The sequence below is a fragment of the Dongia sp. genome (genome assembly GCF_041906375.1).
Taxonomy (GTDB): domain Bacteria; phylum Pseudomonadota; class Alphaproteobacteria; order Dongiales; family Dongiaceae; genus Dongia.
Map to the genome: position 1 here is coordinate 742278 of NZ_JAYRJJ010000002.1, position 23036 is coordinate 765313.

The 23036-nt window shown below is 63.4% G+C and carries 25 protein-coding genes; 11 read left to right on the forward strand and 14 right to left on the reverse strand.

Annotated features, from left to right (window positions below; translation table 11 throughout):
- Positions 1-4: 4 nt before the first annotated feature.
- The 6 genes from ACE3OA_RS10315 (at position 5) to ACE3OA_RS10340 (ending at position 4858) form a co-directional block, all read left to right on the forward strand.
- Entirely contained in the window at positions 5-1771 is a 1767-nt protein-coding gene (locus ACE3OA_RS10315; protein ID WP_374310656.1) for an ArnT family glycosyltransferase, read from the forward strand.
- Between the two features lie 154 nt (positions 1772-1925).
- Positions 1926-2297 carry a hypothetical protein gene (locus tag ACE3OA_RS10320; RefSeq protein ID WP_374310658.1) on the forward strand — a complete coding sequence of 124 codons (372 nt, stop codon included), beginning with the start codon at positions 1926-1928 and terminating at the stop codon, positions 2295-2297.
- Positions 2298-2397: 100 nt separating this feature from the next.
- Positions 2398-2769: a PilZ domain-containing protein gene (locus tag ACE3OA_RS10325; protein WP_374310660.1), complete on the forward strand. Its 372-nt coding sequence runs from the start codon at positions 2398-2400 to the stop codon at positions 2767-2769.
- A 13-nt stretch (positions 2770-2782) separates the two neighbouring features.
- Positions 2783-3502, forward strand: coding sequence for a DUF599 domain-containing protein (locus ACE3OA_RS10330; RefSeq protein ID WP_374310662.1), 720 nt, complete (start codon positions 2783-2785; stop codon positions 3500-3502).
- A complete protein-coding gene (locus ACE3OA_RS10335; RefSeq protein ID WP_374310664.1) occupies positions 3499-4212 on the forward strand; it encodes a DUF599 domain-containing protein in 714 nt (237 codons plus the stop codon). The genes ACE3OA_RS10330 and ACE3OA_RS10335 overlap by 4 nt, the downstream gene beginning before the upstream one ends.
- Positions 4199-4858 carry a glutathione S-transferase family protein gene (locus ACE3OA_RS10340; protein ID WP_374310666.1) on the forward strand — a complete coding sequence of 220 codons (660 nt, stop codon included), beginning with the start codon at positions 4199-4201 and terminating at the stop codon, positions 4856-4858. The genes ACE3OA_RS10335 and ACE3OA_RS10340 overlap by 14 nt, the downstream gene beginning before the upstream one ends.
- A 15-nt stretch (positions 4859-4873) precedes the next feature.
- Here ACE3OA_RS10340 and ACE3OA_RS10345 read toward each other — a convergent pair whose 3' ends face one another.
- The 8 genes from ACE3OA_RS10345 to ACE3OA_RS10380 all read right to left on the reverse strand — a co-directional run bounded on the left by ACE3OA_RS10345 (position 4874) and on the right by ACE3OA_RS10380 (position 12062).
- Positions 4874-5689 carry an acyl-ACP desaturase gene (locus ACE3OA_RS10345; protein ID WP_374310668.1) on the reverse strand — a complete coding sequence of 272 codons (816 nt, stop codon included), beginning with the start codon at positions 5687-5689 and terminating at the stop codon, positions 4874-4876.
- Positions 5690-5778: 89 nt separating this feature from the next.
- Positions 5779-6195: a F0F1 ATP synthase subunit epsilon gene (locus ACE3OA_RS10350; protein WP_374310670.1), complete on the reverse strand. Its 417-nt coding sequence runs from the start codon at positions 6193-6195 to the stop codon at positions 5779-5781.
- A gap of 25 nt (positions 6196-6220) precedes the next feature.
- On the reverse strand, positions 6221-6670 hold the full coding sequence (locus ACE3OA_RS10355) for an NUDIX domain-containing protein (protein WP_374310672.1): 450 nt from the start codon (positions 6668-6670) through the stop codon (positions 6221-6223).
- A 17-nt stretch (positions 6671-6687) separates the two neighbouring features.
- Complete coding sequence (gene atpD / locus ACE3OA_RS10360) at positions 6688-8109, reverse strand: F0F1 ATP synthase subunit beta (RefSeq protein ID WP_374310674.1); 1422 nt, start codon at positions 8107-8109, stop codon at positions 6688-6690.
- Between the two features lie 35 nt (positions 8110-8144).
- Positions 8145-9026, reverse strand: a complete 882-nt coding sequence (locus tag ACE3OA_RS10365; protein WP_374310675.1) for a F0F1 ATP synthase subunit gamma — start codon at positions 9024-9026, stop codon at positions 8145-8147.
- 24 nt (positions 9027-9050) lie between these two features.
- Positions 9051-10580, reverse strand: a complete 1530-nt coding sequence (atpA, locus tag ACE3OA_RS10370; RefSeq protein WP_374310676.1) for a F0F1 ATP synthase subunit alpha — start codon at positions 10578-10580, stop codon at positions 9051-9053.
- Positions 10580-11155 carry a F0F1 ATP synthase subunit delta gene (locus ACE3OA_RS10375; protein ID WP_374310677.1) on the reverse strand — a complete coding sequence of 192 codons (576 nt, stop codon included), beginning with the start codon at positions 11153-11155 and terminating at the stop codon, positions 10580-10582. Before ACE3OA_RS10375 ends, atpA begins: the two co-directional genes overlap by 1 nt.
- A 229-nt stretch (positions 11156-11384) precedes the next feature.
- Positions 11385-12062, reverse strand: a complete 678-nt coding sequence (locus tag ACE3OA_RS10380; protein WP_374310679.1) for a glutathione S-transferase family protein — start codon at positions 12060-12062, stop codon at positions 11385-11387.
- 169 nt (positions 12063-12231) lie between these two features.
- Here ACE3OA_RS10380 and ACE3OA_RS10385 point away from each other — a divergent pair, with 169 nt between their 5' ends.
- Positions 12232-12561 carry a GIY-YIG nuclease family protein gene (locus tag ACE3OA_RS10385; protein ID WP_374310680.1) on the forward strand — a complete coding sequence of 110 codons (330 nt, stop codon included), beginning with the start codon at positions 12232-12234 and terminating at the stop codon, positions 12559-12561.
- Here the strand turns inward: ACE3OA_RS10385 and ACE3OA_RS10390 are convergent.
- The 4 genes from ACE3OA_RS10390 to ACE3OA_RS10405 all read right to left on the reverse strand — a co-directional run bounded on the left by ACE3OA_RS10390 (position 12525) and on the right by ACE3OA_RS10405 (position 18674).
- The gene (locus tag ACE3OA_RS10390; RefSeq protein ID WP_374310682.1) at positions 12525-13358 is read right to left on the reverse strand and encodes a glycosyltransferase family 2 protein; all 834 of its coding nucleotides are present in this window, start codon (positions 13356-13358) and stop codon (positions 12525-12527) included. The two genes, ACE3OA_RS10385 and ACE3OA_RS10390, sit on opposite strands and share 37 nt — an antisense overlap.
- Positions 13359-13458: 100 nt before the next feature.
- Complete coding sequence (locus ACE3OA_RS10395; RefSeq protein ID WP_374310683.1) at positions 13459-15243, reverse strand: ankyrin repeat domain-containing protein; 1785 nt, start codon at positions 15241-15243, stop codon at positions 13459-13461.
- Positions 15244-15333: 90 nt separating this feature from the next.
- Entirely contained in the window at positions 15334-16329 is a 996-nt protein-coding gene (locus ACE3OA_RS10400; RefSeq protein ID WP_374310684.1) for a neutral zinc metallopeptidase, read from the reverse strand.
- 137 nt (positions 16330-16466) lie between these two features.
- Positions 16467-18674: a primosomal protein N' gene (locus tag ACE3OA_RS10405; RefSeq protein WP_374310685.1), complete on the reverse strand. Its 2208-nt coding sequence runs from the start codon at positions 18672-18674 to the stop codon at positions 16467-16469.
- A gap of 154 nt (positions 18675-18828) precedes the next feature.
- Between ACE3OA_RS10405 and fsa the strand changes: the two genes are divergently transcribed.
- From fsa to ACE3OA_RS10420, 3 genes are read left to right on the forward strand one after another with little or no spacing between them, the layout of a single operon-like run.
- A complete protein-coding gene (fsa, locus tag ACE3OA_RS10410; protein ID WP_374310686.1) occupies positions 18829-19485 on the forward strand; it encodes a fructose-6-phosphate aldolase in 657 nt (218 codons plus the stop codon).
- A gap of 27 nt (positions 19486-19512) precedes the next feature.
- Positions 19513-20235 (forward strand): DUF484 family protein, encoded by a 723-nt coding sequence (locus ACE3OA_RS10415; protein ID WP_374310687.1) that lies wholly within the window; start codon positions 19513-19515, stop codon positions 20233-20235.
- Positions 20232-21200 (forward strand): tyrosine recombinase XerC, encoded by a 969-nt coding sequence (locus ACE3OA_RS10420; protein ID WP_374310688.1) that lies wholly within the window; start codon positions 20232-20234, stop codon positions 21198-21200. The genes ACE3OA_RS10415 and ACE3OA_RS10420 overlap by 4 nt, the downstream gene beginning before the upstream one ends.
- On the opposite strand, the gene ACE3OA_RS10425 is transcribed toward ACE3OA_RS10420, so the two are convergent.
- On the reverse strand, positions 21197-21613 hold the full coding sequence (locus ACE3OA_RS10425) for a LysR substrate-binding domain-containing protein (protein WP_374310904.1): 417 nt from the start codon (positions 21611-21613) through the stop codon (positions 21197-21199). The two genes, ACE3OA_RS10420 and ACE3OA_RS10425, sit on opposite strands and share 4 nt — an antisense overlap.
- Positions 21514-22074: a LysR family transcriptional regulator gene (locus ACE3OA_RS10430; RefSeq protein ID WP_374310689.1), complete on the reverse strand. Its 561-nt coding sequence runs from the start codon at positions 22072-22074 to the stop codon at positions 21514-21516. Before ACE3OA_RS10430 ends, ACE3OA_RS10425 begins: the two co-directional genes overlap by 100 nt.
- 131 nt (positions 22075-22205) lie before the next feature.
- Between ACE3OA_RS10430 and ACE3OA_RS10435 the strand changes: the two genes are divergently transcribed.
- Positions 22206-22979 carry a sulfite exporter TauE/SafE family protein gene (locus ACE3OA_RS10435; RefSeq protein WP_374310690.1) on the forward strand — a complete coding sequence of 258 codons (774 nt, stop codon included), beginning with the start codon at positions 22206-22208 and terminating at the stop codon, positions 22977-22979.
- Positions 22980-23036: the final 57 nt, after the last annotated feature.

Consider the following 23036-nt stretch of genomic DNA (forward strand, 5'->3'; position numbering starts at 1 on the left):
CGCGGTGACGCAGCAGGACCCAGACAATGCGCTGAGCCTGCCGGACGAGCACGCGCCGCCGGGGCCGATCTTCCTGCGCTGGGGCCTGGTGGCGCCGTTCCTGCTGTGGCTGATCATCGGCATCGGTGCGCTGCTCGGCCGGCCGCCGACGGCGCCGGCCGAACTCGAAACCCTGGCTGCCGCCTGGCATATCTGGCAGGCCCATGGCTGGGTCCCGTTGCAGAGCGGGCCGGGCAGCGGCGATCAGCCGCCCTTGCCGCTCTGGGTCATCCTGTGGGGCTGGCAATTCTTCGGCGTGGGCGATGTATGGCCGCGCATCATCAGCCTGTTGTCGAGCCTCGGCACTCTGTGGCTGGTCGGGCGCAGCGCCTTGTCGCTGTGGCCGCATCGGCAGATGACTGAGCTTTACGCGCGCATCCTGCTCGGCGGCGTCATTGCCTTTGCCCTCATCGTCACCATGGTGCAGGCCGAACCCCTGGGCCTGCTCTTCACGGCGCTCGGTTTTCATGCCCTGACGCGCCTGTGGCACAGCGGCACGCGTGGTGGTGCTGCGTTGCTGTGGTGGGTGGTCTTCGGCGGCGCCGTTCTGCTCAGCCTTTTTGCCATCGGCAATGCCGCCTGGGCGATGTTGCCGCTCATCGCCGCCTTGGCGCCGCGCCAGAACGTAACACCCGCAAGGCATAATGGCCCAAGACCGCCGGAAGGCGTGGCCGGCTCGGCCCGCCTGATGCTGGGCTTCGCTCCGGCCTGGCATCTGCCGTTGCTGCTCAGCCTGGCGCCGACGGTGATCTGCTGGGTTGCCTGGATCATGTGGCTGCGCCGGGACGGTATGGCCGCCGGATTCCTGAGTTTCGGCAATGGCTGGTTTCATCCGGCCACCGAAGCCAGCAGGCGCGATCTGTGGTCGCTGCTGCTGGTCCCCGTCCTGCTTTACCCATGGATCTGCTGGAAGACGTTGTGGCGGGCGCTGGAAAAACAGCTGCGTGGCCGCGTCGGACGCAGCTTCCGCCTGTGCCTGGCGTTCCTCGGCGCCGCGGTGATCGGCGGCTTTGCCAGCGGCTGGCAGATGCAGGGCATGATCTACATCATCCTGCCCCTGTCGCTGCTGGGTGCGCGGTTGCTGGCGACGCAGGAGATCCGCGCGAAGGATTTTCACGCCATCGTGCCCTCGCTTCTGGCTTTGCTGCTGGGTCTCTTCTTCTTCCTGATGAACATCGTGCCGACGGCGCATCTCGACGCCCTGTGGCGCGAGTTGTTCGACGTACCGCTGCCGATCTGGATCGGCGGCATCGGCATGACGTCGGGCCTGGTGCTGCTGGTGGCCGGTTACAGCATCGCGCAGCTCTCGCCGATGCATCTGCTGTCGCGCACCATCCAGGTGGCGACCCTGCCGGTGCTGCTGCTGACCTGCGTCAACCTCGAATTCCCCTTCAACCTGCGACAGTTCTTCGACCTGGAACCGGTGGCGCAGCGATTGCGCGAGTTGGAGAGTGCGGGCCAGCCTTTGGCTGTCTATGGCCCCTATCGTGGCGAATTCGACTTCTATGGGCGTCTTGCCAAGGCTCCCATAGCACTGCCGGACCGGGCCGCGGCCCTGGCCTGGGCCAAGGCCAACCCAGCCGGCGTCATCGTCAGTTATTTCGACGGCTCGCCCTTGCGCCTGCCGGCTTTGCCCTATTACCGCGGTGTCGCCCGCGATCGCTGGGTCGCTATCTGGCCGACCAGCGCCGTCATCGCCACGGAAGGCAAGACCCTAGACCGCAGCTTCTAGGCGTGCGTTCCAGCAGGCGCCGGAATCCTTACAACTTTTAGAGCATTTTTATCAATTAAATCTTGGCGGCAACGGGAGTTTGCTGTTGCCAAACCCAGCGCTAGGATTTAGGTCAGTACTGCACTCAGGATGTATTCCCAAATCGGATTATTTAATGTCCAGCTACACCATGGGCTTCAGGAAAGTCGGCAATGCCGAGCACCGGCGCGACAAGCGCCTGCGCCTGCCGATCTTTACCGTGAAGATCGCCGGTGGTTGCTATGACAGCCTGAACTGGTCTCTGGGCGGCATCCTGCTCGGCAATTATGACGGGTATTTGTTCCAGGGGATGGCCATCCCGATCAGCATTCGCGTCAAGGATCCAGGCCAGCCCGATTGGGCTGCCGAGGATGGGTTGGTCATCGAGGCCCTGGTCATCCGCCATGATCTGGAGAAGCGCCAGCTGGCGCTGAAGTTTGCCCGCCTCACCCCGACGGTCCTGGACTTCTTCGAACGGGCCTACAATTTTCACGGCCGACGCCGCTGACCGACCGCTGGCCGTTCTAAGGCGCTGGTGCGGGAATCTTTGCATCTGTTACACTTAACCGACAGCCCAACCGGAACGGGCCGAGCGGAAGAGAGTGCGGATGACCAGTTTTACCATGGGATTCACCAGGGTACGGGGTGCGGAGCATCGGCGCGACAAGCGCATGCCGCTGCCCATCTTCACCGTGCGCATCGGCGGGCAGGTCTGCGACACGCTCAACTGGTCGCTGGGCGGGCTCCTCATCGAGAATTACGAAGGCCATCTGCTGGTCGAGATGCCGGTCGATATCGACATCAAGATCAAGGACGAGCATGCCGAATTCAGCATGAAGATCGACGCCAAGGTGGTGCGCAACGACCGCGAGAACCGGCGCCTGGCGGTGAAGTTCGAATCGCTGAGCCCGGCCATTTACGATTTCTTCGAGCGGGGCTTCAGCAAGCGCTTCCACCGCCACGAGCGCAGCCCGGCCTGAGCCCGGCCACCGCATGAGCAGCAACTGGCTCGACGGCAGCATGATGGATGTATTGGCATTCGGCTGGATGCTGGTGCTGTGGTTCGTCTATGGCCGCTTTGCCGACAAGCTGCCGGGCGACGAGGTAGCGCCCGCCAATCTCAACCAGATGATGCACCAGCTGCGGCGGCAATGGATGCGGCGCATGCTCGACCGGCCGGAGCGCATCCTCGATTCCTCGCTCACCGGCCATTCCGTCTCCGCGACCACCTTTTTCGCCTCGACCTCGATGCTGGTGATCGCCGGCCTGCTGGGCGTGCTGGGCCGCGCCGCCGACGCCCATGCGGTGGTGCAATCCTTCGGCTTCACCGTGCTCTCCTCGGAGCTTCTGTTCGAGCTCAAGGTGCTGGGCCTCATCGGGCTCTTCATGGTGGGCTTCTATAAATTCACCTGGGCGCTCAGGCAGTTCAATTTTGCCTGCACGCTGATCGGCGCCGCCCCCCTGCCGCCGGTGACGGGTCCGTCGCGCGACCGCTTTGCCGATCATGCCGCCCGCGTGATGTCGCTGGCCGTGGTGAGCTTCAACGGCGGCATTCGCTCATATTATTTCGCCATGGCGTGGCTTGGCTGGTTCATTCATCCGCTGGCCTTTGCCGCCGGCACCAGCGCTGTCGTGCTGGTCCTGCTGAAGCGCCAGGTCAGGAGCCGCAGCCAATCCAGCGTCGCCGAATTCTACGAAGCGACCGGACGATGAACCTCGTCGATTTCATCGGCCTGGGCTTTTTCCTGATCGTCTTCTTCGGCTATCAGCGCATCGCGCAGATTGTGGGACGCGGCAAGAACGTGAATGCGCTGATGCATCAGACGCGCCGCGTCTGGATGCAGCGCCTGATGGAACGCCCGGACCGCATCGTCGACGCGGCGCTGACCGGCCACACGGTCAATTCGATGTCCTTCTTCAGCTCGGCCACCATCCTGGTCGTGGCCGGTCTGCTGGGCGTGCTGGGCAAGGCCGCGGATGCGCAATCCGTCCTCGCCGGCTGGACTTTCGTCACCCACAGCACCGCCACCATCTTCCAGCTGAAGCTCATCGGCCTCATCGCCATCTTCGTCTATGGCTTCTTCCGCTTCACCTGGGCCCTCCGGCAATACAATTACTGCTGCGCTCTCATCGGCGCGGCACCGCTCGCCAAGAACGATTATCCGCACCGGCTTGAACTCGCCGACCAGATGGCCATCGTCTATACCAGCGCGCTGACGGCGTTCGGTGGCGGCATTCGCTGTTATTATTTCGGCCTCGCCTGGATCGCCTGGCTGGTCGACCCGCTGGCCTTCATCGCCGCCATCCTCGGTATCCTCATCGTGCTGCTGCGCCGGCAGGTCTACAGCCACAGCCATGTGGCCATCCGCCGTTTCGTCGAACTCAATCCGCCGGAGGAAATGAAGCCCGATGACCGCGCGTAAGACCGAACGGCCGCAGCTGCTGGGCGCTCCCTACAGCGTCTACGTGCGTATCGCGCGCCTCGCTCTGGCGGAAAAGGGCGTCGATCATGACCTGGTTGAGATCGACATCTTCGGCGCCGATGCCGGCAATGACGCCTATCGCAAGCTCCATCCCTTCGCGCGCATCCCCGCTTTCCGCCATGGCGAATTCACGCTCTACGAGACGGCGGCGATCACGCGCTATGTCGACGAGGCCTTTCCCGGACCCTCGCTGCAACCCATCGAACCTCGTGCCCGTGCACGCATGGCGCAGATGATCTCGGTCATGGACAGCTATCTCTATCGGCCGCTGGTCTGGGGACTTTATGTGGCACTTGATGATGCGGCCAAGACCGGCAAGCCCGCCGATGCCGGTGCCCTTTCCGTGGCCATGGCCAAGGCGCATCTGGCACTGACGGCTCTCGACGATCTCTGCGCAGATGGGCCGTTCCTGTTGGGCGACGCGTTGTCGCTTGCCGATCTGCATCTGGTTCCGATGCTGGCCTATGGCTGCAGCACCGATGAGGGCCGCGCGCTGCTGAGCGAGCAGAAGAAATTGCAGCACTGGTGGGATGGAATGAAAGCGCGCCGAAACGTTGCCGAAACGCGCTTCGCAGGGGAGAGATAAAGTCTCTGCGGCCCGTCAGGCCCCCGCCGCCGACAGCTTGGCCACGCGGCGTCGCATGAACCAGATGGCGAAATGCGAGAGGGGCTTGTGCAGCAGCCCTTGCGGGTTGAGCCCCGCCGCCTTCAGCACCATGGCGATGCCGCGCTGGATATGGGTCGGCCGGTAATAGGCGTAAGCGCGCTTGGCATAGGCGCTGGAGAAGCGCTTGCGTTCATAGGGCTCGCCGGCGTGATTGGCGGCGTAATAGGCGAAGGCCAGCTCGTCATCTTCCGATTCGGTGATACGCGAGAGGGCCACCTTAAAGCGACCCCAGGCCCCCAATCCTTCCTGCGCCAGATAGCGGTTGAGATGGGTGTAGAAGAGCTTGTAGTGCCGCAATTCATCGGCCGCGATCTTGCGGCAGATTGCCTTGAGAACCGGCTCGTGCGCGGCTTCGGCGAGGGCGGCATAATAGGACGAGGTCCCGGTTTCGACGATGCAGCGCGCCACCAGCTCGCCGCAGCGGCTGCCGCGGACGGAGGCGTTGACGTCGAGTGGGATCTTGTAGCCGTCGATGAAGCGCTTGAAGGACGCGTCGAAATCGAAATCGGGATCGGCGAGCCTGGCCCAGTGAGCCAGCGCCGCCCCATGCTGCACTTCCTCCAGCGCCCAATCCCTGGCGACGGATTGGAAGTCGTCATCATCGTGAAACACGTTGCTGAGATAAGTGGCGTAGTCGCCGCCGTTATATTCGACAAGGGCGGCCGCCTTGACGAGCTTGACGATGTCGGGATCGATCGCGGCCGGCTGGAAGTTGTGCCAGGGAATCTGATCGAGGGTCCAATGCGCCATGATTGGCCGTTGCTCCCGCTGCTAAGTCAGTATCCCGAACTAGGCCCGCCGGAAGTCAGGCAGGCAAGTGGCGATCAAGAAGCGCTCAATCAATAAATGCTGGTACCCAACGCGTGGACGCGCGCCTCGGCGATGGCCAGGGCAGCGGCAGCGGCGGCACGTTCCGAGTCGTTCTTGGCATCCGCCACATCTTCGCGCGCATCGGCGAGGGCCTGGTCGGCGGTGAGGCGATCGATGTCGGCAACATTCTGCGCGCGCTCGGCCAGGACCGTGCAGCCGGCGGCGTTCACCTCGGCAAAGCCGCCTTCGACGAAGATGCGCTCGCTGACCGCATTGCCGTCGCCCAGAATCTGGATGACGCCCGGACGGACGGTCGAGATGAGGTTGCTGTGGCCGGGAAGGACGGCAAAGTCACCCTCGGTGCCGGGAATGACGATTTCGCCGACATTGGCCGAGAACAGCAGCCGTTCCGGCGAGACGAGCTCGAAATGCACCTGATCCGCCATGACCCAACCTTCTCTCTTTGTCTATTCAGAAGCCCAGCTGCGCCGCCCAATCGTGGATGCTGCGCCGATAGCCTTCCGGCATCCGCAGCGCCGCGATCTCGTCGATCGAAAAACGCCCCAGCGCCTTGTGTTCGTGACTGAGCTGCAATTCCGCCTGTTCGAGCGGTTGCAGCCCATAGGTGACGATCAGAACCTCGCGCGCTGGCAGAACCGGATAGCGCCAGCAATCGAGAAGGCCCGCAACCCTCACCGCGATCCCCAGCTCCTCCGTGATTTCACGGATGAGGCAGAGATCAGGTTCCTCACCGGCCTCGAGCCGGCCGCCCGGAAGCTCCCATTCATCGCGCTCGTTCTTCAAGAGAACGACTTGGCCTTCGACGAAGAGAACCCCCTTGATCGAAACCGGCCAGACGGGTGACGAACCGGCCGGCGGTTTCGGATATTCAACAGAAGCGCCGGTCGGTTGTTCCCCCACCGGCGCCTCCCTGTTCCTTACGCCGCTTCGGCCATCTTGCGGGCCTTGGCAACCGCTTCCTCGATCGTGCCGACCATGTAGAAGGCCGATTCGGGGAGATCGTCATAGAGACCTTCGACGATGCCCTTGAAGCCCTTGATGGTGTCTTCGAGCTTCACGAGCACGCCCGGCGTGCCGGTGAAGACTTCGGCGACGTGGAAGGGCTGCGAGAGGAAGCGCTGGATCTTGCGGGCGCGGGCGACGGTGAGCTTGTCTTCTTCCGACAGCTCGTCCATGCCGAGAATGGCGATGATGTCCTGGAGGGCCTTATAGCCCTGCAGCACTTCCTGGACGCGGCGCGCGGTGTTGTAATGCTCTTCGCCGATGACGCGCGGATCGAGCATGCGCGAGGTCGAGTCCAAGGGATCGACCGCCGGGAAGATGCCGAGCTCGGCGATCTGACGGCTGAGCACGGTGGTCGCGTCCAAATGGGCGAAGGACGTGGCCGGTGCCGGATCGGTCAAATCGTCGGCGGGCACGTAAATGGCCTGCACCGAGGTGATCGAACCCTTCTTGGTCGAGGTGATGCGTTCCTGGAGTGCACCCATGTCGGTGGCAAGCGTCGGCTGATAACCGACGGCCGACGGAATGCGGCCGAGCAGCGCCGACACTTCCGAACCCGCCTGGGTGAAGCGGAAGATGTTGTCGACGAAGAACAGCACGTCCTGGCCTTCGGCATCGCGGAAGTATTCGGCGACGGTCAAGCCGGAGAGGGCGACGCGCGCACGGGCTCCCGGGGGCTCGTTCATCTGACCGTAGACAAGGGCGCATTTCGACCCCGGGCCGTCGAGCTTGATGACGCCCGATTCGATCATCTCGTGATAGAGGTCGTTGCCTTCGCGGGTACGCTCGCCGACGCCGGCGAACACGGAGTAGCCGCCGTGGGCCTTCGCGACGTTGTTGATGAGTTCCATGATGGTGACGGTCTTGCCGACGCCCGCACCGCCGAACAGGCCGATCTTGCCGCCCTTGGCGTAGGGGGCCAGAAGATCGATGACCTTGATGCCGGTGATGAGGATCTGCGCCTCGGTCGACTGCTCCGAGAATTCCGGGGCAGCGCGATGGATCGGCAGGGTGTGCTTGTGGCCGATCGGGCCGCGCTCGTCGATCGGGTCGCCGATGACGTTAATGATACGGCCGAGCGTCTCGGGACCGACCGGCATCGAGATCGGGCTGCCGGTGTCGACGGCTTCGGCGCCGCGCACCAGACCGTCGGTCGAATCCATGGCGATGGCGCGCACGGTGTTTTCACCGAGGTGCTGGGCCACTTCCAAGACCAGCAGCTTGCCCTGGTTCTGCACATGCAGCGCGTTCAAGATCGCGGGCAGGGCTTCGCCGAACTGCACGTCAACGACGGCGCCCGTGACCTGCGTGATCTTGCCGACGATGTTCTTCGACATAATGGTTGCTCCTTAAAACGATCTCGTGTTCCGGATCAGACGGCTTCGGCACCGGAGATGATCTCGATCAGCTCCTTGGTGATGTTGGCCTGGCGGGTCCGGTTGTAATTGATGGTCAGCTTGTTGATCATTTCGCCCGCGTTGCGGGTCGCGTTGTCCATGGCGGTCATGCGCGCGCCATGCTCGGACGCGGCATTTTCCAGGAGCGCGCGATAGATCTGCATGCTCATGTTGCGCGGCAGCAGGTCGGCGAGGATCGATTCCTCGTCCGGCTCGTATTCATAGAGCGCCGAAGCCGCCGCATTGTTCTCGTTGGCCGAGGCCAGGGCGAACGGGATGAGCTGCTGCGGCGTCACGATCTGCGCGATCGCCGATTTGAACTTGTTGTAGACGATGGTGCAGACGTCGAACTCGCCCGCTTCGAACATCTGGCGAATCTGCACGGCAATCTTGGCGGCGGCGTCGAAGGTCAGGCGCGGCTTGCCCACATCCTCGATTCCACCGACGATCTGCTGCGCGAATTCGCGCTTCAGCTGGTCCTTCGCCTTGCGGCCGATGGTGAAGATCTTCACCGTCTTGCCGTTGCTCTTCAGATCACGCGCCATCTTGCGCGCCTGGCGCACGATCGACGAGTTGAAGGCACCGCACAGGCCCCGGTCCGAGGTCATGACGACCAGCAGATGAACCTGGTCGGAACCGGTCCCGGCCAGCAATGCCGGGGCGTTGTCCTTGCCCGCCATGCTGGCGGCCAGCGACCCCAGCACGCGCTCCATGCGCTCGGCATAGGGACGGGCCGCAATGGCCTGTTCCTGCGCGCGGCGCAGCTTCGCTGCGGACACCATCTTCATCGCAGAAGTGATCTTCTGCGTGTTCTTGGTGCTGTTGATGCGGACCTTCAGGTCCTTAAGGCTCGGCATTGCTGCCCCTTCTCAACGAACAGATTACGCGAAGGACTTGGAATAGGCCGCCATCACTTCGTGCAGCTTGGCTTCCGTCGCCTTGGAGATCTCGCGCTCGGTGCGGATCGCGTTGAGGACGTCGCCATGCTTCGCCTTGATCTCGCTGAGCAGGCCAGCCTCGAAACGACCGATCTGGTTGACATGGATACCGTCAAGATAGCCACGCACACCGGAGAAGATCGAGACGACCTGCTCTTCGACCGGCATCGGCTTGAACTGGCCCTGCTTCAGGAGTTCCGTGAGACGCGCGCCGCGCGCCAGGAGCTTCTGGGTCGACGCGTCGAGGTCGGAAGCGAACTGAGCGAAGGCCGCCATTTCGCGGTACTGCGCCAGTTCCAGCTTAATGGAGCCCGCAACCTGCTTCATCGCCTTGATCTGCGCGGCGGAGCCGACGCGGCTCACCGACAGACCGACGTTGATGGCGGGGCGGATGCCCTTATAGAACAGCGCCGTTTCCAGGAAGATCTGGCCGTCGGTGATCGAAATCACGTTGGTCGGAATGTAGGCCGAGACGTCGCCGGCCTGCGTTTCGATGACCGGCAGAGCGGTGAGCGAACCGGCGCCGAACTTGTCGCCGAGCTTCGCCGCGCGTTCCAGCAGACGGCTGTGCAGGTAGAAGACGTCGCCCGGATAGGCTTCGCGTCCCGGCGGACGGCGCAGCAGCAGCGACATCTGGCGATAGGCGACGGCCTGCTTCGAGAGATCGTCGTAGAAGATAACGGCATGCATGCCGTTATCGCGGAAGAACTCGCCCATGGCGCAGCCGGTATAGGGCGCCAGGAACTGCAGCGGGGCCGGTTCCGACGCGGTCGCGGCGACGACGATGGAATATTCCATCGCGCCATTGTCCTCGAGCGTCTTCACGATCTGGGCGACGGTCGAACGCTTCTGGCCGATGGCGACGTAAACGCAATAAAGCTTCTTCGATTCGTCGGTGCCGGCGTTGATCGCCTTCTGATTGAGGATGGTGTCGACGATGACGGCGGTCTTGCCGGTCTGACGGTCACCGATGATGAGTTCGCGCTGGCCGCGTCCGATCGGCACCAGGCTGTCGATGGCCTTCAAGCCCGTCTGCATCGGCTCATGCACCGACTTACGCGGGATGATGCCGGGCGCCTTCACTTCGACGCGGGTGCGCTTGACGTCGGTCAAGGGACCCTTGCCGTCGATCGGGTTGCCGAGACCGTCGACCACGCGGCCGAGCAGGCCACGGCCGACCGGCACGTCGACGATGGCGCCGGTCCGCTTGACGGTGTCGCCTTCCTTAATGTCGCGGTCGTCGCCGAAAATGACGATGCCGACATTGTCGGTTTCGAGGTTCAGGGCCATCCCGCGGACACCGCCCGGAAACTCAACCATTTCGCCGGCCTGGACATTGTCCAACCCATGCACGCGGGCAACACCGTCGCCCACGCTGAGGACCTGCCCCACTTCGGTGACATCGGCCTCGTTGCCGAAATTTTCAATCTGCTGCTTGAGGATCGCAGAGATTTCGGCGGCACGGATTTCCATTATCCAACCCCTTTCATGGCGAGCTGCAGTTTTTGCAGCTTGGTTCGAATAGACGAATCGATCATGCGGCTGCCCACTTTAACGACGAGACCGCCGATGAGATCAGGATCGACCTTGACCTCCATCGTGACCTTGGCGCCGTGGGCACGCTTGATGGTTTCAGCGAGGGCGCTCTGCTGTTCAGCAGAAAGCGCACGGGCCGACCAGACCTGCGCGGTCATTTCACCGCGGCGGTCGGCCAGCATCTTCTTGAAGGCCTGGATCATCGCCGGCAGCGCAAAGAGGCGCCGGTTCTGAGCGAGGAGGCCAAGGAATTTTGCGGTGAGCGGGCCGAACTGGGCTGCCTGGACGATGCCGGTGATGGCCTTGCCTTGGTCGGCGCGCGAAATGACGGGGGAATTGATCAGTCGACGGAAGTCGGCCGATTCATCGATCATCTTGTCGATGGCACCCAGATCGCCGACGACGGCGTCCAGCTGATGCTTGGAATCGGCCAGCTCGAAGAGGGCTGCTGCATAACGCTGCGCCAGACCGCCATTCGCGGTGCTTCCCTTGTCGCTAGCTTGGGCTGCCACGATCTCGCCCCCATCCCTGGTCTTAAAGAGTTGATTTTGCGGAGAAATTTTCAGCGGCACGGGTGCCGGCACAAACTCAACCGGCCCGTCTCAGCAGATTTCCGCGCTGCGACAGGCGGCGGGTTAGTAACATATGGTTTCAGGCTAATCAACAGGCCCCAACCCAGTGCGCAGCCGATTCATCAACCGGCTGAAATCGCTTTATAAATCCGCGCTGATAAAGGTCGCGTCAGCGAGCCGCGAGGGCCGGCGACAATTCCCTGTCCGCCGCGGCGATTTCAGCGGCGGCCTTGGCGAAGGCGGGACGCGCCAGTAAACGGCGATACCAGCCCTCCAGCGCCGGGTAGGGGCTGAGCTGCGGCCCGCTGAGGCGCTGGGTGAACAGCACCGTCATGAAGAGGCCGATATCGGCGACCGAGAGGCTGCCGCAGAAGAAATCGCGCCCGGCCAAACGCAAGTCGAGCTCATTGAAGCGCGCTTCTATGAGCTTTTCCGCCTCTTTCCCGGCGGCCACATTCGCCGCGTGCCGGACCGGGTCCGCATGCGGCGGTTCGGTGCGGAAAAGGAGCTGGCGCACGGGCGCAAACAGGATCTCGTCGGCGTCGAGCTCCGCCAAGCGGCAGCGCGCCCGCTCCTGCGGTGTCGCCGGATAAAGCGGCGGATCGGGGTAAAGTTCGTCGAGATATTCGAGAATGACGGTCGAATCGAAGAGGCTGAGGTCGCCATCGACCAGCACCGGCACCTGGCGCTTCGGATTGGCAGCGAGGACGGCCGGGTGCCGCGGCTGATAGCCGCGCTCCTGGGTGAAGGCCACGAATTCCCGCTCATAGGGGATGCCCTTTTCGCCCAAGGCGATCTCAACCTTGCGCGAGAACAGGCTCAGCGGCCCGGAATAGAGCTTCAGCATCGGCGGCCTCGATTGACATTGAGTTGGAACAATATAGGAACATATGATCATGTTCAAGGCACCCGTCACTCTGCTCATTCTGCATCGGCGAATTATTTACCCGGGTAAAACTCTTGCGTCAATATTACCCGGGTGATAATACGCCCCGCACAGGAAAAGGGAGCGACCCATGCCGGACAAAAAAGCAGCCATTGCAGCCTATAAGGAGCGGAAATCTGCCCCCGGCATTTACGTTCTGCGCTGCACCCCCACCGGCCAGTGCTGGGCCGGCCGCGCACCCGACCTCGGCACCATCCGGAACCGTCTCTGGTTCTCGCTCCGCCTGGGCACCAATCCGCATCGCGACCTGCAGGCGGCTTGGGCGACGGCGGGCGCCGATGCCTTCACCTTCGAGCCGCTGGAACAGCTGGCGGACGATGTGCCCGCCATCGCCCATGAACGTGTGCTGAAGGAGCGGCTGGCCTATTGGTGCGAGAAGTTGGGGGCGGCGCCGATCTGAGTGGCGGCGAAGGTCTGATAGTCCAGGCCGGGATTCAACTGGCTCGCCGCGGCAAAAGCCGCGTTCATCTGCTGCCAGCGATCGAAGACGGCGATGGCCGCATCGCGCTGCGCCGCAGGGATGAGTGTTTGCCCATCGCGGATCATCTTCTGCAGGCGGTCATAGCCCGCGCCGATCTCATTCACGAAGGCATGCCCGCGCGTCATCGATTGCGGCCGCAAGCGCAATTGATAGACGGCGTCCTCCGCGAAAGGCGCGGTGCCGCCGGCAAGCGCCAGCGTCTCCATGTCGAACAGCACGTCTTCCGCAAGCTCATCCCGCCAGCGCCGTTCCGGCACATTGCGCGTGAGGCCGTGGAGCGAGGCAAAGGCCGTCGCGAAATCGGGAAGACCAACCGCCCCGTTTTTCCCCCGCACCTCGCGCAGCATGTTGCCTTCCCAATCGGTGAGGCGGGTCCGCCCGAAAGCGGCACCCTGCCCTTGGGCGAGCGGCAGCAGCGACGAAAGATAGTTGGGTGAGATAAGGTCATCGGCATCAAGCAGCGCGATGAAGCCCCCGTGCGCCACATCAAGCGCCCTGTTCCGCGCGGAACCCGGGCCGGTTGGACGCGGCACACCCTGCAGCACGCGCACCCGTGGATCGAGGCTTCCGAGAAAGCCGTAATCCGCCTGCTCGTCGGGCGCGACGATGATCTCGATCTCACGCATATCCTGCGCGCAAGCGGATGCCACCGCCTCAGCGATGAAATCCTGCGCCTTGTAGGCAGCGATGAGGATGGAAATGGTTGGCTCGCTCATGCGACCGCAATTTAATGGAAGGGCCGCGACGAGACAAACGGTTCACGATAAAGTGCCGGCCAGTATCGCTTATCAGAGCCTTTCTGCACCCGGAGAGACGTCAAGGTTGGCTCGCGGCATCAGCATAGCCGGCGTCACGCACTAACCGCTCGGATTTCCGCCGCTCCCGATCCGGCAATGCCGTGTTGCGCGCAAGATATCCCAGCGCACCCCGCCCCTCGGAGTCCCGGGCGTTAGGATTTGCGCCGGCATCTAGAAGCAAGCCGACCATCTGTGGGTCGGCATTTTCCAATGCGTACATGAGTGCCGTCCGGCGCGTGATGCCAATGCTGCGAAAGGCGCTATAGCAATTCCAGGTGATCTCACCGTCCGCGTCTTGGTTGGACGTTTCCCTGTTCGCATCTGCCCCCGCTGCAATAAGAGCTTTGGCGCTCTCCAACTGGTTCAAATGAGCTGCGTACATCAGCGCCGTCTTGCCGAAACCATTCGGCTCGTTCACATCGGCGCCTTGCTTTATTAGCAGGGCGAGGCTTTGCGCATGATCTAGCGCATAGAATAAGCGCGGTTCCTCGAAGCAACTGGGATCAATGCCTGGCCAATCATGCCAATCGTACTCTTCTGACCCGCTCGTGGCCGCTGCCGGCACTCGGCCCTCAAGCAGCGAGGCCCTGGGATTCTGAAGGATAATCGATCGAAGCTTTTCGGTGAGCGCCGGATCGGCAACAATCCGTTCTCCCCATTCGCCACGAAAAATGAAGAAGCTGCTGATGAGCGATTCTGTCGCGGCCTCAGCCAGACCATCCGCAGTGCTTTGCGATAAGTCAAAATCATCACGATAGTATTTCGCGAGATTCTTCTTCGTGGCGCCGGCGACTTTCAACAATCTCTGATATTGCCGATAGTTCCAGATCGAAGCATGGCTCCAGATCCAAAGCGCCAAATCGCGTGGCTGTCGCGTCTCCTCGGTAGTGGCTGCGACGACCCAGGGCCGCAGAGAAATGCGCGCAGCGGTCCGACCAGCTCCCATAAGGATGCGCTCGTGAGCATGGAGTGTGCCACCTGCGAACTCCTGGCCCGAAATTGCACCAAGGACGCTTTGCAATTTCCCCAAGCTTCCTGGTGCCAGCGAGCTGGCAGTGAAACCTCTGTCATCCGAGAAAGTCGCGACCTTGCATGAAACTGAGACCGACCCTTTCGGCGGGATCTTCCACAATGTCATGGCGATATCGTCGTCATATACTTCGCCTTGGTCCAAGACGTAGACCGAGCCATTGATCTTCAAGACGTCGCGCTTAGTCCAAGTCCATTTCCATGAAGACACATCGTCATCGCTCTGCGCATCCGCCGTGCTTTCTGTCCCTGAGGACGCGCCCGGGGTCATGTCCTGCGATGGGGCAAGTATGGTTGGAATCGTGGCCCTCTCACCCACCGGCGGCGCTGTCTCGGGTTCGGCAAGCAGTTTTGCCTGCCGGAAGCTGGAAAAGTCCGGGTAAAGTGCCAGGAAATTCATGTTCCCGCGCCAACTATGCTCCCAGGCGGCTTGGACCAGAAACTCTTCACGGCCGTCACCATTCCGGTCAATTCGCGCGCCCAAAAACTCCTGAGCCGGATAGGCGTATGCTTGCGATGTATGAACGCCAAGGTCTGTGAACTGAAGCCTTTCCACCTTCACCTCGGGCCATTCCAAGCCATCGATCGAGATCTGGAAGTCGGGCCCCTTGAACGCCTCGATCACCACGGATTCAAATGAACCGCAGACCGTGCGCTCATTGTTGATGGTGAGCTGCGGCAGGAAAGGGTAAGCCGCCGGTTCTATTGGGTCGGCCAAGGCGGATTGCGATGCAAGACTTGCGACGAGCACGACGAGGCCAAAAACAGCACGCATTTTATGTATCCCGACCCGATGCGATGGATTGATTTTCTATCGCATAAATTGGGCGGAATTGCGTCCTGATTTGGCGTGTCGATGGGTTTTCTAGAGCTGATCCGCGTTGAAGGTGTCGCAGGCTTCCATGTCGCCGGTGTCGAGGCCGCGCTGGAACCAGCGGACGCGCTGGGCGGAGCTGCCATGGGTGAAGCTGTCGGGGACGATGCGGCCGGTGGATTCTTTCTGCAGGCGGTCGTCGCCGATGGCACTGGCGGCATTCAAGCCTTCTTCGATGTCGCCGGGTTCGAGCCGCAGATTCGCGTCATCCGCCTCGATCTGATGCGCCCAGATGCCGGCGAAGCAATCGGCCTGCAATTCGACGCGGACCGAGAGCGCGTTGGCATCCGCCTTGTTCATATGTGCGGTGGCGGCGCGCACTTTCTTGTCGATGCCGAGCAGGTTCTGCACATGATGGCCGACCTCGTGGGCGATGACATAGGCCTGGGCGAAATCGCCCGGCGCTTCAAACCGGCTGCGGAGGTCGCGGTAGAAATCGAGGTCGATATAGACCTTCTCGTCGGGCGGGCAATAGAACGGACCCATCGCCGCATCGGCATAGCCGCAGGCCGATTGCGTGGCGCCGGAGAAGAGCACCAGCACGGGTTGGCGGTAATCGCCGCCGCCCTGGCTGAAGACCTTGCCCCAGACATCCTCGGTGCTGGCGAGGATCACCGAGACGAAATCCTTGAGCTCGGCCTCGGTTGCGGCATCGCCGGTGCCTGTGGTGGTGCCTGTCGCCGCCGGTTGTTCATAGCGCGACTGACCGGAGAGGATATCGCCGACCTCGGCATTCCCCGAACCGGTCGAGGAGCTACCGGAGAGAATGGCCATCGGGTCGAAGCCCATCAGGCTGGCGATGATGAAGAAGGCAATGATGCCGACCAACCCCAGGCCGCCGACGCGCGGGCCGCGGCCGAAGCCACCACCACCCAGGCCGCCACCCAGCCCGCCACCCAGGCCACCGCCAAAACCGCCACGACCGAAACCGCCGCTGCCGCGCTGGTCAGAAACATTGGAACTGCGCCGCCCACCGCGCCATTGCATGATGCAGGCTCCCCGAGACGAATTGTTTTATTATTCTAGCACAAACATGATCGCGCGCCGAATACCCCGGCACGTAACAAGGCCGTGACGGCGAAGTTCCGCCCCGCTGCGGAATCACCGGCTGCGAAATCACCGGGTCACATGAAGCTATAAGGGTCGATGTCGATCTGCAGCCTGAGATCGCCCGGGAACTTGTGGCCGCGCAGCCAGGTTTTCAGCACCCCTTGCGGAGCGATGTCGCGCCTTGTCTTGAGGAGGAAGCGGATGCGGTGCCGGCCGCGGAGCAGCGCCAGCGGTGCCGGCGCCGGGCCCAACACATGGACGCCTTCGCCGTGCGGGGCACTTCGCGCCAGTTCCTGCGCCTTGGCCGTGATGGCGCCCTGGTCGCGGCTGGAGAGAATGAGGGCCGCCAGCCTGCCGAAAGGCGGCATGCCGGCCTGGCGCCGGTCGTCGGCCTCGGCCGCCATGAAGGAATCGCGGTCGCCGGATTTCAGCGCCTGCATCACGGCACGATCGGGATCGTAGGTCTGCAAATAGACGCGGCCCGGCTTCTCGGCCCGACCGGCGCGGCCCGCCACCTGGCTCATCAGCTGATAGGTGCGCTCGGCCGCCCTGAGATCGCCGCCATGAAGGCCGAGATCGGCATCGACCACGCCGACCAGCGTGAGGTGCGGGAAGTTGTGACCCTTGGCAATGATCTGCGTGCCGATGACAAGATCGACCTCGCGCTCGGCCACCATGCGCATGAGGGATTCCGCCTTGGCCGGTCCCGTCACCGTGTCGCTGGTCAGCACCAGGCGCCGCGCATCGGGAAAGAGTGCTGCCGCTTCCTCGGCCAACCGCTCGACGCCGGGACCGCAGGCGGCAAACGATCCTTCCGATTGGCAGGCGGGACAGGATGGCGGCATGGGCGATTCGAAGCCGCAATGATGGCACATCAGCTTCTGATGGAAGCGATGCTCGACCAGCCAGGCCGTGCAGCGCGGACATTGCAGCCGATGCCCGCAGGTGCGGCACAAGGTAAGTGGTGCATAGCCGCGGCGATTGAGGAACAGAAGCGCCTGTTCGCCGGCTTCCAGCGTGCGTTCGATCTCGGTCTTCAGGCTGGGTGCGATCCAGGAATTGCGCGCGGGCTTGTCGAGCCGCAGATCGATGGTGTGGATGCTTGGGAGTGTGGCACCGCCATGACGGTTGGGAAGATGCGCCGCGCGGTAGCGGCCGGTCTCGACATTGACCATGGTTTCCAGCGACGGCGTCGCCGAGGCGAGCACGACGGGGATCTTGGCAAGGTGCCCGCGCACCACCGCCATGTCGCGCGCCTGATAGATGACGCCCTCTTCCTGCTTGAAGCCGCTTTCATGCTCCTCGTCGACGATGATGAGGCCAAGATCGCGATAGGGCAGAAAGAGACCGGAGCGCGCGCCCACGACAACCTTGGCCGAACCATCGAGCACCGCACGCCAGGTGAGCCGCCGTTCCAAGCCCGTCAGTTCCGAATGCCATTGCGCCGGCAGCGTGCCGAAGCGCGCTTCGAACCGCTTCAGCCATTGCGGCGTGAGGGCTATCTCCGGCACCATCACCAGCGCCTGCTTGCCGGCGCGAAGTGCCGCCGCCACCGCTTCGAAATAGACCTCGGTCTTGCCGGAGCCGGTGACGCCGTCGATCAAGGTGACGCCGGGTTGCAGCGTGCTCAAGCTCGCGGCCGCCCGCGCTTGGGCGTCGGACAGTTTGGGACCTGACGCATCGGCATCCGGGTCGCCGAACGGCCGCTTCAGAGGCAGCGGCACGGATTTCAACAAGCCCGCCTTGCCCATATCGGTGACGACGCCGGCGCTGACGCCGGCGAGGCGCGCCAGTTCGACCGGCGGCAAGGGTGGCGACGCACCGAGTACGTCGACCACGCGCTGCCGGGTGGGTGTGAGCTTGGCGCCGGCGATGTTGCCCAGCGTCCAGGCTTTCAACGTCCGTTCCGCTTCCAGCGCATCGGGGACGCTCATCGCCATGCGCAAGACGGCACCCAGCGGCGCCATCGTGTACTGCGCCACCCAATCGACGAAGTCGCAGCTCATTGCCGGCAAGGGCGGCACCGGGAGGCGCTGGACGACCTGTTTCAACTTCCCGGGCTCGACATCGCCCATGGCGGCGCCCCAGACCACGCCGGTAACGCTGCGCCGGCCGAGCGGCACCGTCACGAAATCGCCGCGCGCCAGCGACAAGCCCGCCGGCACCAGATAGTCATAGGGCTGAAACAGGGCGAGCGGCAGCAATACGCCGATTGCCTGTGGCGCGGACGTCACAGCACCGTCGCTTTCATCGCCCCAGAGGCTATCGGTTTCGGTTGGCATTGCGGGGCTCGGGGGCTAGACTCGAAGAATGAGATTCGGGGGCGTGGTTGATTCGTCGCTGAGGCGCGATGAGTAGCACTTGCATCTGCCATCTACATAGCCTAGTGCGTGGCGCATCGCCGATAAAGGCCACCATTATTCCAGGGACACCATCATGAAGTTTTTTGTCGACACCGCAGACGTCAAGGAAATCCAGGAGCTTGCCGCCACGGGCTTGCTTGATGGTGTAACAACGAACCCGTCCCTGGTCGCCAAATCCGGGCGCCCGTTCCTGGAAGTCATCAAGGAAATCTGCGGCATCGTCGACGGCCCGGTCAGCGCCGAGGTGACGGCGACCGATCACAAGACCATGCTGCTCGAAGGCCATAAGCTTGCCGGCCTTGCCAAGAATGTCTGCGTGAAGGTGCCGCTCACCATGGACGGACTGAAGACCTGCAAGGTCCTGTCCTCGGAAGGCATCCAGGTCAATGTGACGCTTTGCTTCTCGGCGGCACAGGCGCTGCTGGCCGCCAAGGCCGGCGCCACCTTCATCTCGCCCTTCGTCGGTCGCCTTGACGATATCGGCCAGGACGGCATGGAACTCATTGCCGACATCATCCAGATCTATTCCGCCTATCCGGCGCTGAAGACCGAGGTGCTGGTCGCTTCCGTGCGCCACCCGATTCACGTGGTTGCCGCCGCGAAGATGGGCGCCGATGTGGCGACCCTGCCGCCGGCGGTGCTGAAGCAGATGTTCAACCACCCGCTGACCGATAAGGGCCTTGCCGCCTTCCTCGCGGATTGGGCCAAGACCGGCCAGTCGGTTCTCTGATCGTCAACGGCGCGAGCAAAGGGCGCAATGTCCGATCCTGTCGAAGAGGTCAAAGCCAAACCGAGCGCCGGTGTCACCGCGGCGCAGGTTGCGGCCTATCTGAAGCGCAACCCGGACTTTCTCGCCCGCCATCCCGAATTGCTCGACGCACAGGTCAGCCCCAAGCGCCACAAGGGCGACGGCGTGGTCGATCTGCAGCAATTCATGATGGAGCGGCTGAAGACCGACGTCGCCAAGCTGCGCGCCGACCAGGACGAGATCATCGCCAACAGCCGCGACAATCTCAACACCACCGAGCGCATCCACAACGCCGTCATAGCCCTCCTTGAAGCGGAGAGCTTCGAGCAGTTCATCGAGATCGTCACCGGGGACCTCGCCTTCCTGCTCGAAGTCGATGTCGTTTGCCTGTGCCTCGAGCTCACCGACGTCACTTCACGCCGCCCCAAGCATGACGGCATCCAGTTCCTCGACCGGGGTGCCGTCGACCGGCTGATCGGCAAGAACCGCAAGGTGTGGCTGCGCGACGAGGTCGAGGGCGATCCCGAGATTTATGGCGGTGCCGCTGATCTGGTGCGCTCCGACGCGGTCCTGCGCCTTGCCATCAGCAAGGTGGCACCGGCAGGGCTCATCGCCTTCGGCACGCGCCATCCCGGCTATTTTCATGCCGGGCAGGGCACCGAGCTGATGAATTTCTTAGGCCGGATCATCGAGTTCGGCATCCGCTCATGGCTGGACCTGCCAAAACCATGAGCCAGCCCGCAGCGGTGAAGGTCGATGCCAACCCGCTGCTCTTCGCCAAGGCCGATCTGGTCGCGGCCCTCAAAGGCTGGCTTGGTCACCTCGCCCAGGAACGGCGCGCCGCCAGGCTCACCATCGAGGCCTATCAACGCGATGTCGGCGACTTCCTGCGTTTCTTAAGTTTCTATGACGGCGATGCGCCGAATGTGGCGCGCCTGGGCGCCCTCACCCGCGCCGATATTCGCGCCTGGCTGTCGGCGAGACGGGAGCGTGGCCTGATCGCCGCCAGCAATGCCCGCGCGCTCTCGGCCGTGAAGAGCCTGGCCCGCCGCCTGGTGCGCGACGGCAGGATCGAGATCGGCGTGCTCGGCACGCAGCGCGGCCCCCGCCTGCCCCGCTCGGTGCCGAAACCCTTGAACGCCGCCGAAGCCGAAACCCTGTTCGACAATGTCGAGCTGGCCAGTGACGAGCCCTGGCTGCAGAAGCGCGATCTTGCCGTGCTGTTGCTGCTTTATGGGTGCGGCCTGCGCATCTCCGAGGCGTTGGGTCTTACCCGCGCCGATGCGCCGAAAGCCGGCGGCACCCTGCGCATCACCGGCAAGGGCGGCAAGACGCGGCTGGTGCCGGTCCTGCCCGTGGTGGCCGAGGCGATCGAGGATTATCTCGCCGCCTGCCCCTGGCCAGTCGCCAAGACCGGATCGCTTTTCCTCGGCGCCAAGGGCGGGCCCCTCAATCCCCGCATCATCCAGCGCAATCTGCAAAGTTTAAGGGCGCAATTGGGCCTGCCGGAGACGGCAACGCCGCATGCCCTGCGGCATTCCTTCGCGACGCATCTGCTGGCCGGCGGCGGCGATCTCAGGGCGATCCAGGAACTCCTGGGCCACGCCTCCCTCTCCACCACCCAGCGCTACACCGAGATCGACGCCGCCCAGCTCCTCAGCGTCTATCAGGCGGCGCATCCACGGGCACGCAACTAATCCCCTACCGCCGCGAAGAGTCCTGCCAGCCAATCAATCACGACGGCAAATCTGGCCAGCGGGCGCAAGTCACGATGTGCGAGCAGCCAGAGCTCGCGTCTTGGCGGCGATAACCCTGGGAGATCGACACGCTTCAGCCCGGAAATGCGGTCGCCGATCAAGCGCGGCAGCAGCGTGCGGCCCAGCCCTGATTGGACGCAATGCACCAGGACGTCGCCGTCATTGACCGCCACGGCAGCCAGGCCACCGTGTTTAGGCGCCATTTCCGCCATCCAGCGCGCCTGCGGCAGATGGGCCATCCCGGCCTCAAGGGTCAGCCAGGGCAGCTCGGCGCCCCTGCCACGCGCTGCGGAAGGCACATAGACGGCATAATCGAGCGTTGCAATTCGCCGTGCCAGCACCCTTGTCCCCAGCGACGATTCCGGGCGGGCGAAACGCAGGGCGATGTCCGCCTCGCGCCGCACCAGATCATAGCCGCGCGCATCGGCGATGAGTTCGATGGCAGGCCGCGATGCTTGTCCAGCAAGGCCGGCAGGGCTGGAATGAGCAGCCGGTTCGCGATGATCGGCACCGTGGTCAGTCTGACATTGCCCGTTGCTGGCTGATCGGCGCCTTTTACCGTTGCGGTCAGGCTGCCTATCTCGGCCTCGATCGCCTCCGCCCGCGCAATCGTGATCTTGCCCGCAGCCGTGGGAGCAAGGGCGCCGTTGGCATCGCGCGTGAACAGGCTGACAGCCAGAAGCGATTCGATTGCCTTGATCCGCCGCGCCACCGTTGTGCTGTTGACCTGCAGCAGGCGGGCGGCACCGGAATAGGACCCGGCCCGACCGAGCGCGAGGACGTGGCGCAGGTCGTTCCAATCAGGTGTCTGCATTATTGCAGCTCCATTCGGCAGCAATAGATCGTGACCTGCAATTCTGCAGCATTATCCTGCCATGATCCAGTCGGGAAGCGACCCCGGGCTGGCCCGGCACGCACGCCTCGCGACATTGAAATGAGCGGATCATGTCGACCTTTTGGAATGAGATCGCCACCGGCTACGCCAGCCATGAGATCGGTCTGCTGATCGGTGTCGCCTTCATAGCCGGCCTGGCGCGGGGCTTTGCGGGTTTTGGCGCCGCGCTCATCTTCGTGCCGGTCGCCAGTTCGGTGATCGGACCTGTTCTTGCAGCGCCGATTCTGCTCTTGATCGATACGAGCATGGCCCTGGGCCTCCTGCCCGATGCCTGGCGGCGCGCCGACAAGCGCGATGTCGGCTTCATGGCATTGGGTGCGCTGCTGGGTGTTCCGCTCGGCACCACGGTTCTTGCCGTCGCCGACCCGCTGCTTGTGCGATGGGCGCTGCTTGCTGTCGTGGCCGGGTTGCTGGTCCTGCTGACGTCGGGCTGGCACTATCGGGGGCAACCAAGAAAGCTGCTGACCGTCGGCGTCGGCGGCATTGCCGGGCTCTTCAGCGGCGCGGCGCAGATCGGCGGCCCGCCGGTGGTGGCATATTGGCTGGGCGGTGCGCTTCAGAGCGTCAACATCCGCGCCAACATCGTGATCTATTTCGCTGTTTCCAGCTCGCTCTCGATCGCGAGCTACGTGGTCGGCGGACTGATGACGCGACCGGTCTTCCTCCTGGCAGTGGCGACCGGTCCGGCCTATGGGCTCGGCACCTTCCTCGGCGCGCGCCTCTTCAGGAAATCCAACGAGATCCTGTTTCGTCGGATCTGCTATTCACTGATCGGCCTTGCCGCTCTCGTCAGCATGCCCCCGCTCGATCATGTGCTTCGTTGAGGTGCCGGCCGCACAGATGGTTCCGTCCAAAGAAAAACCCTCCCCCGTTTCCGGGGG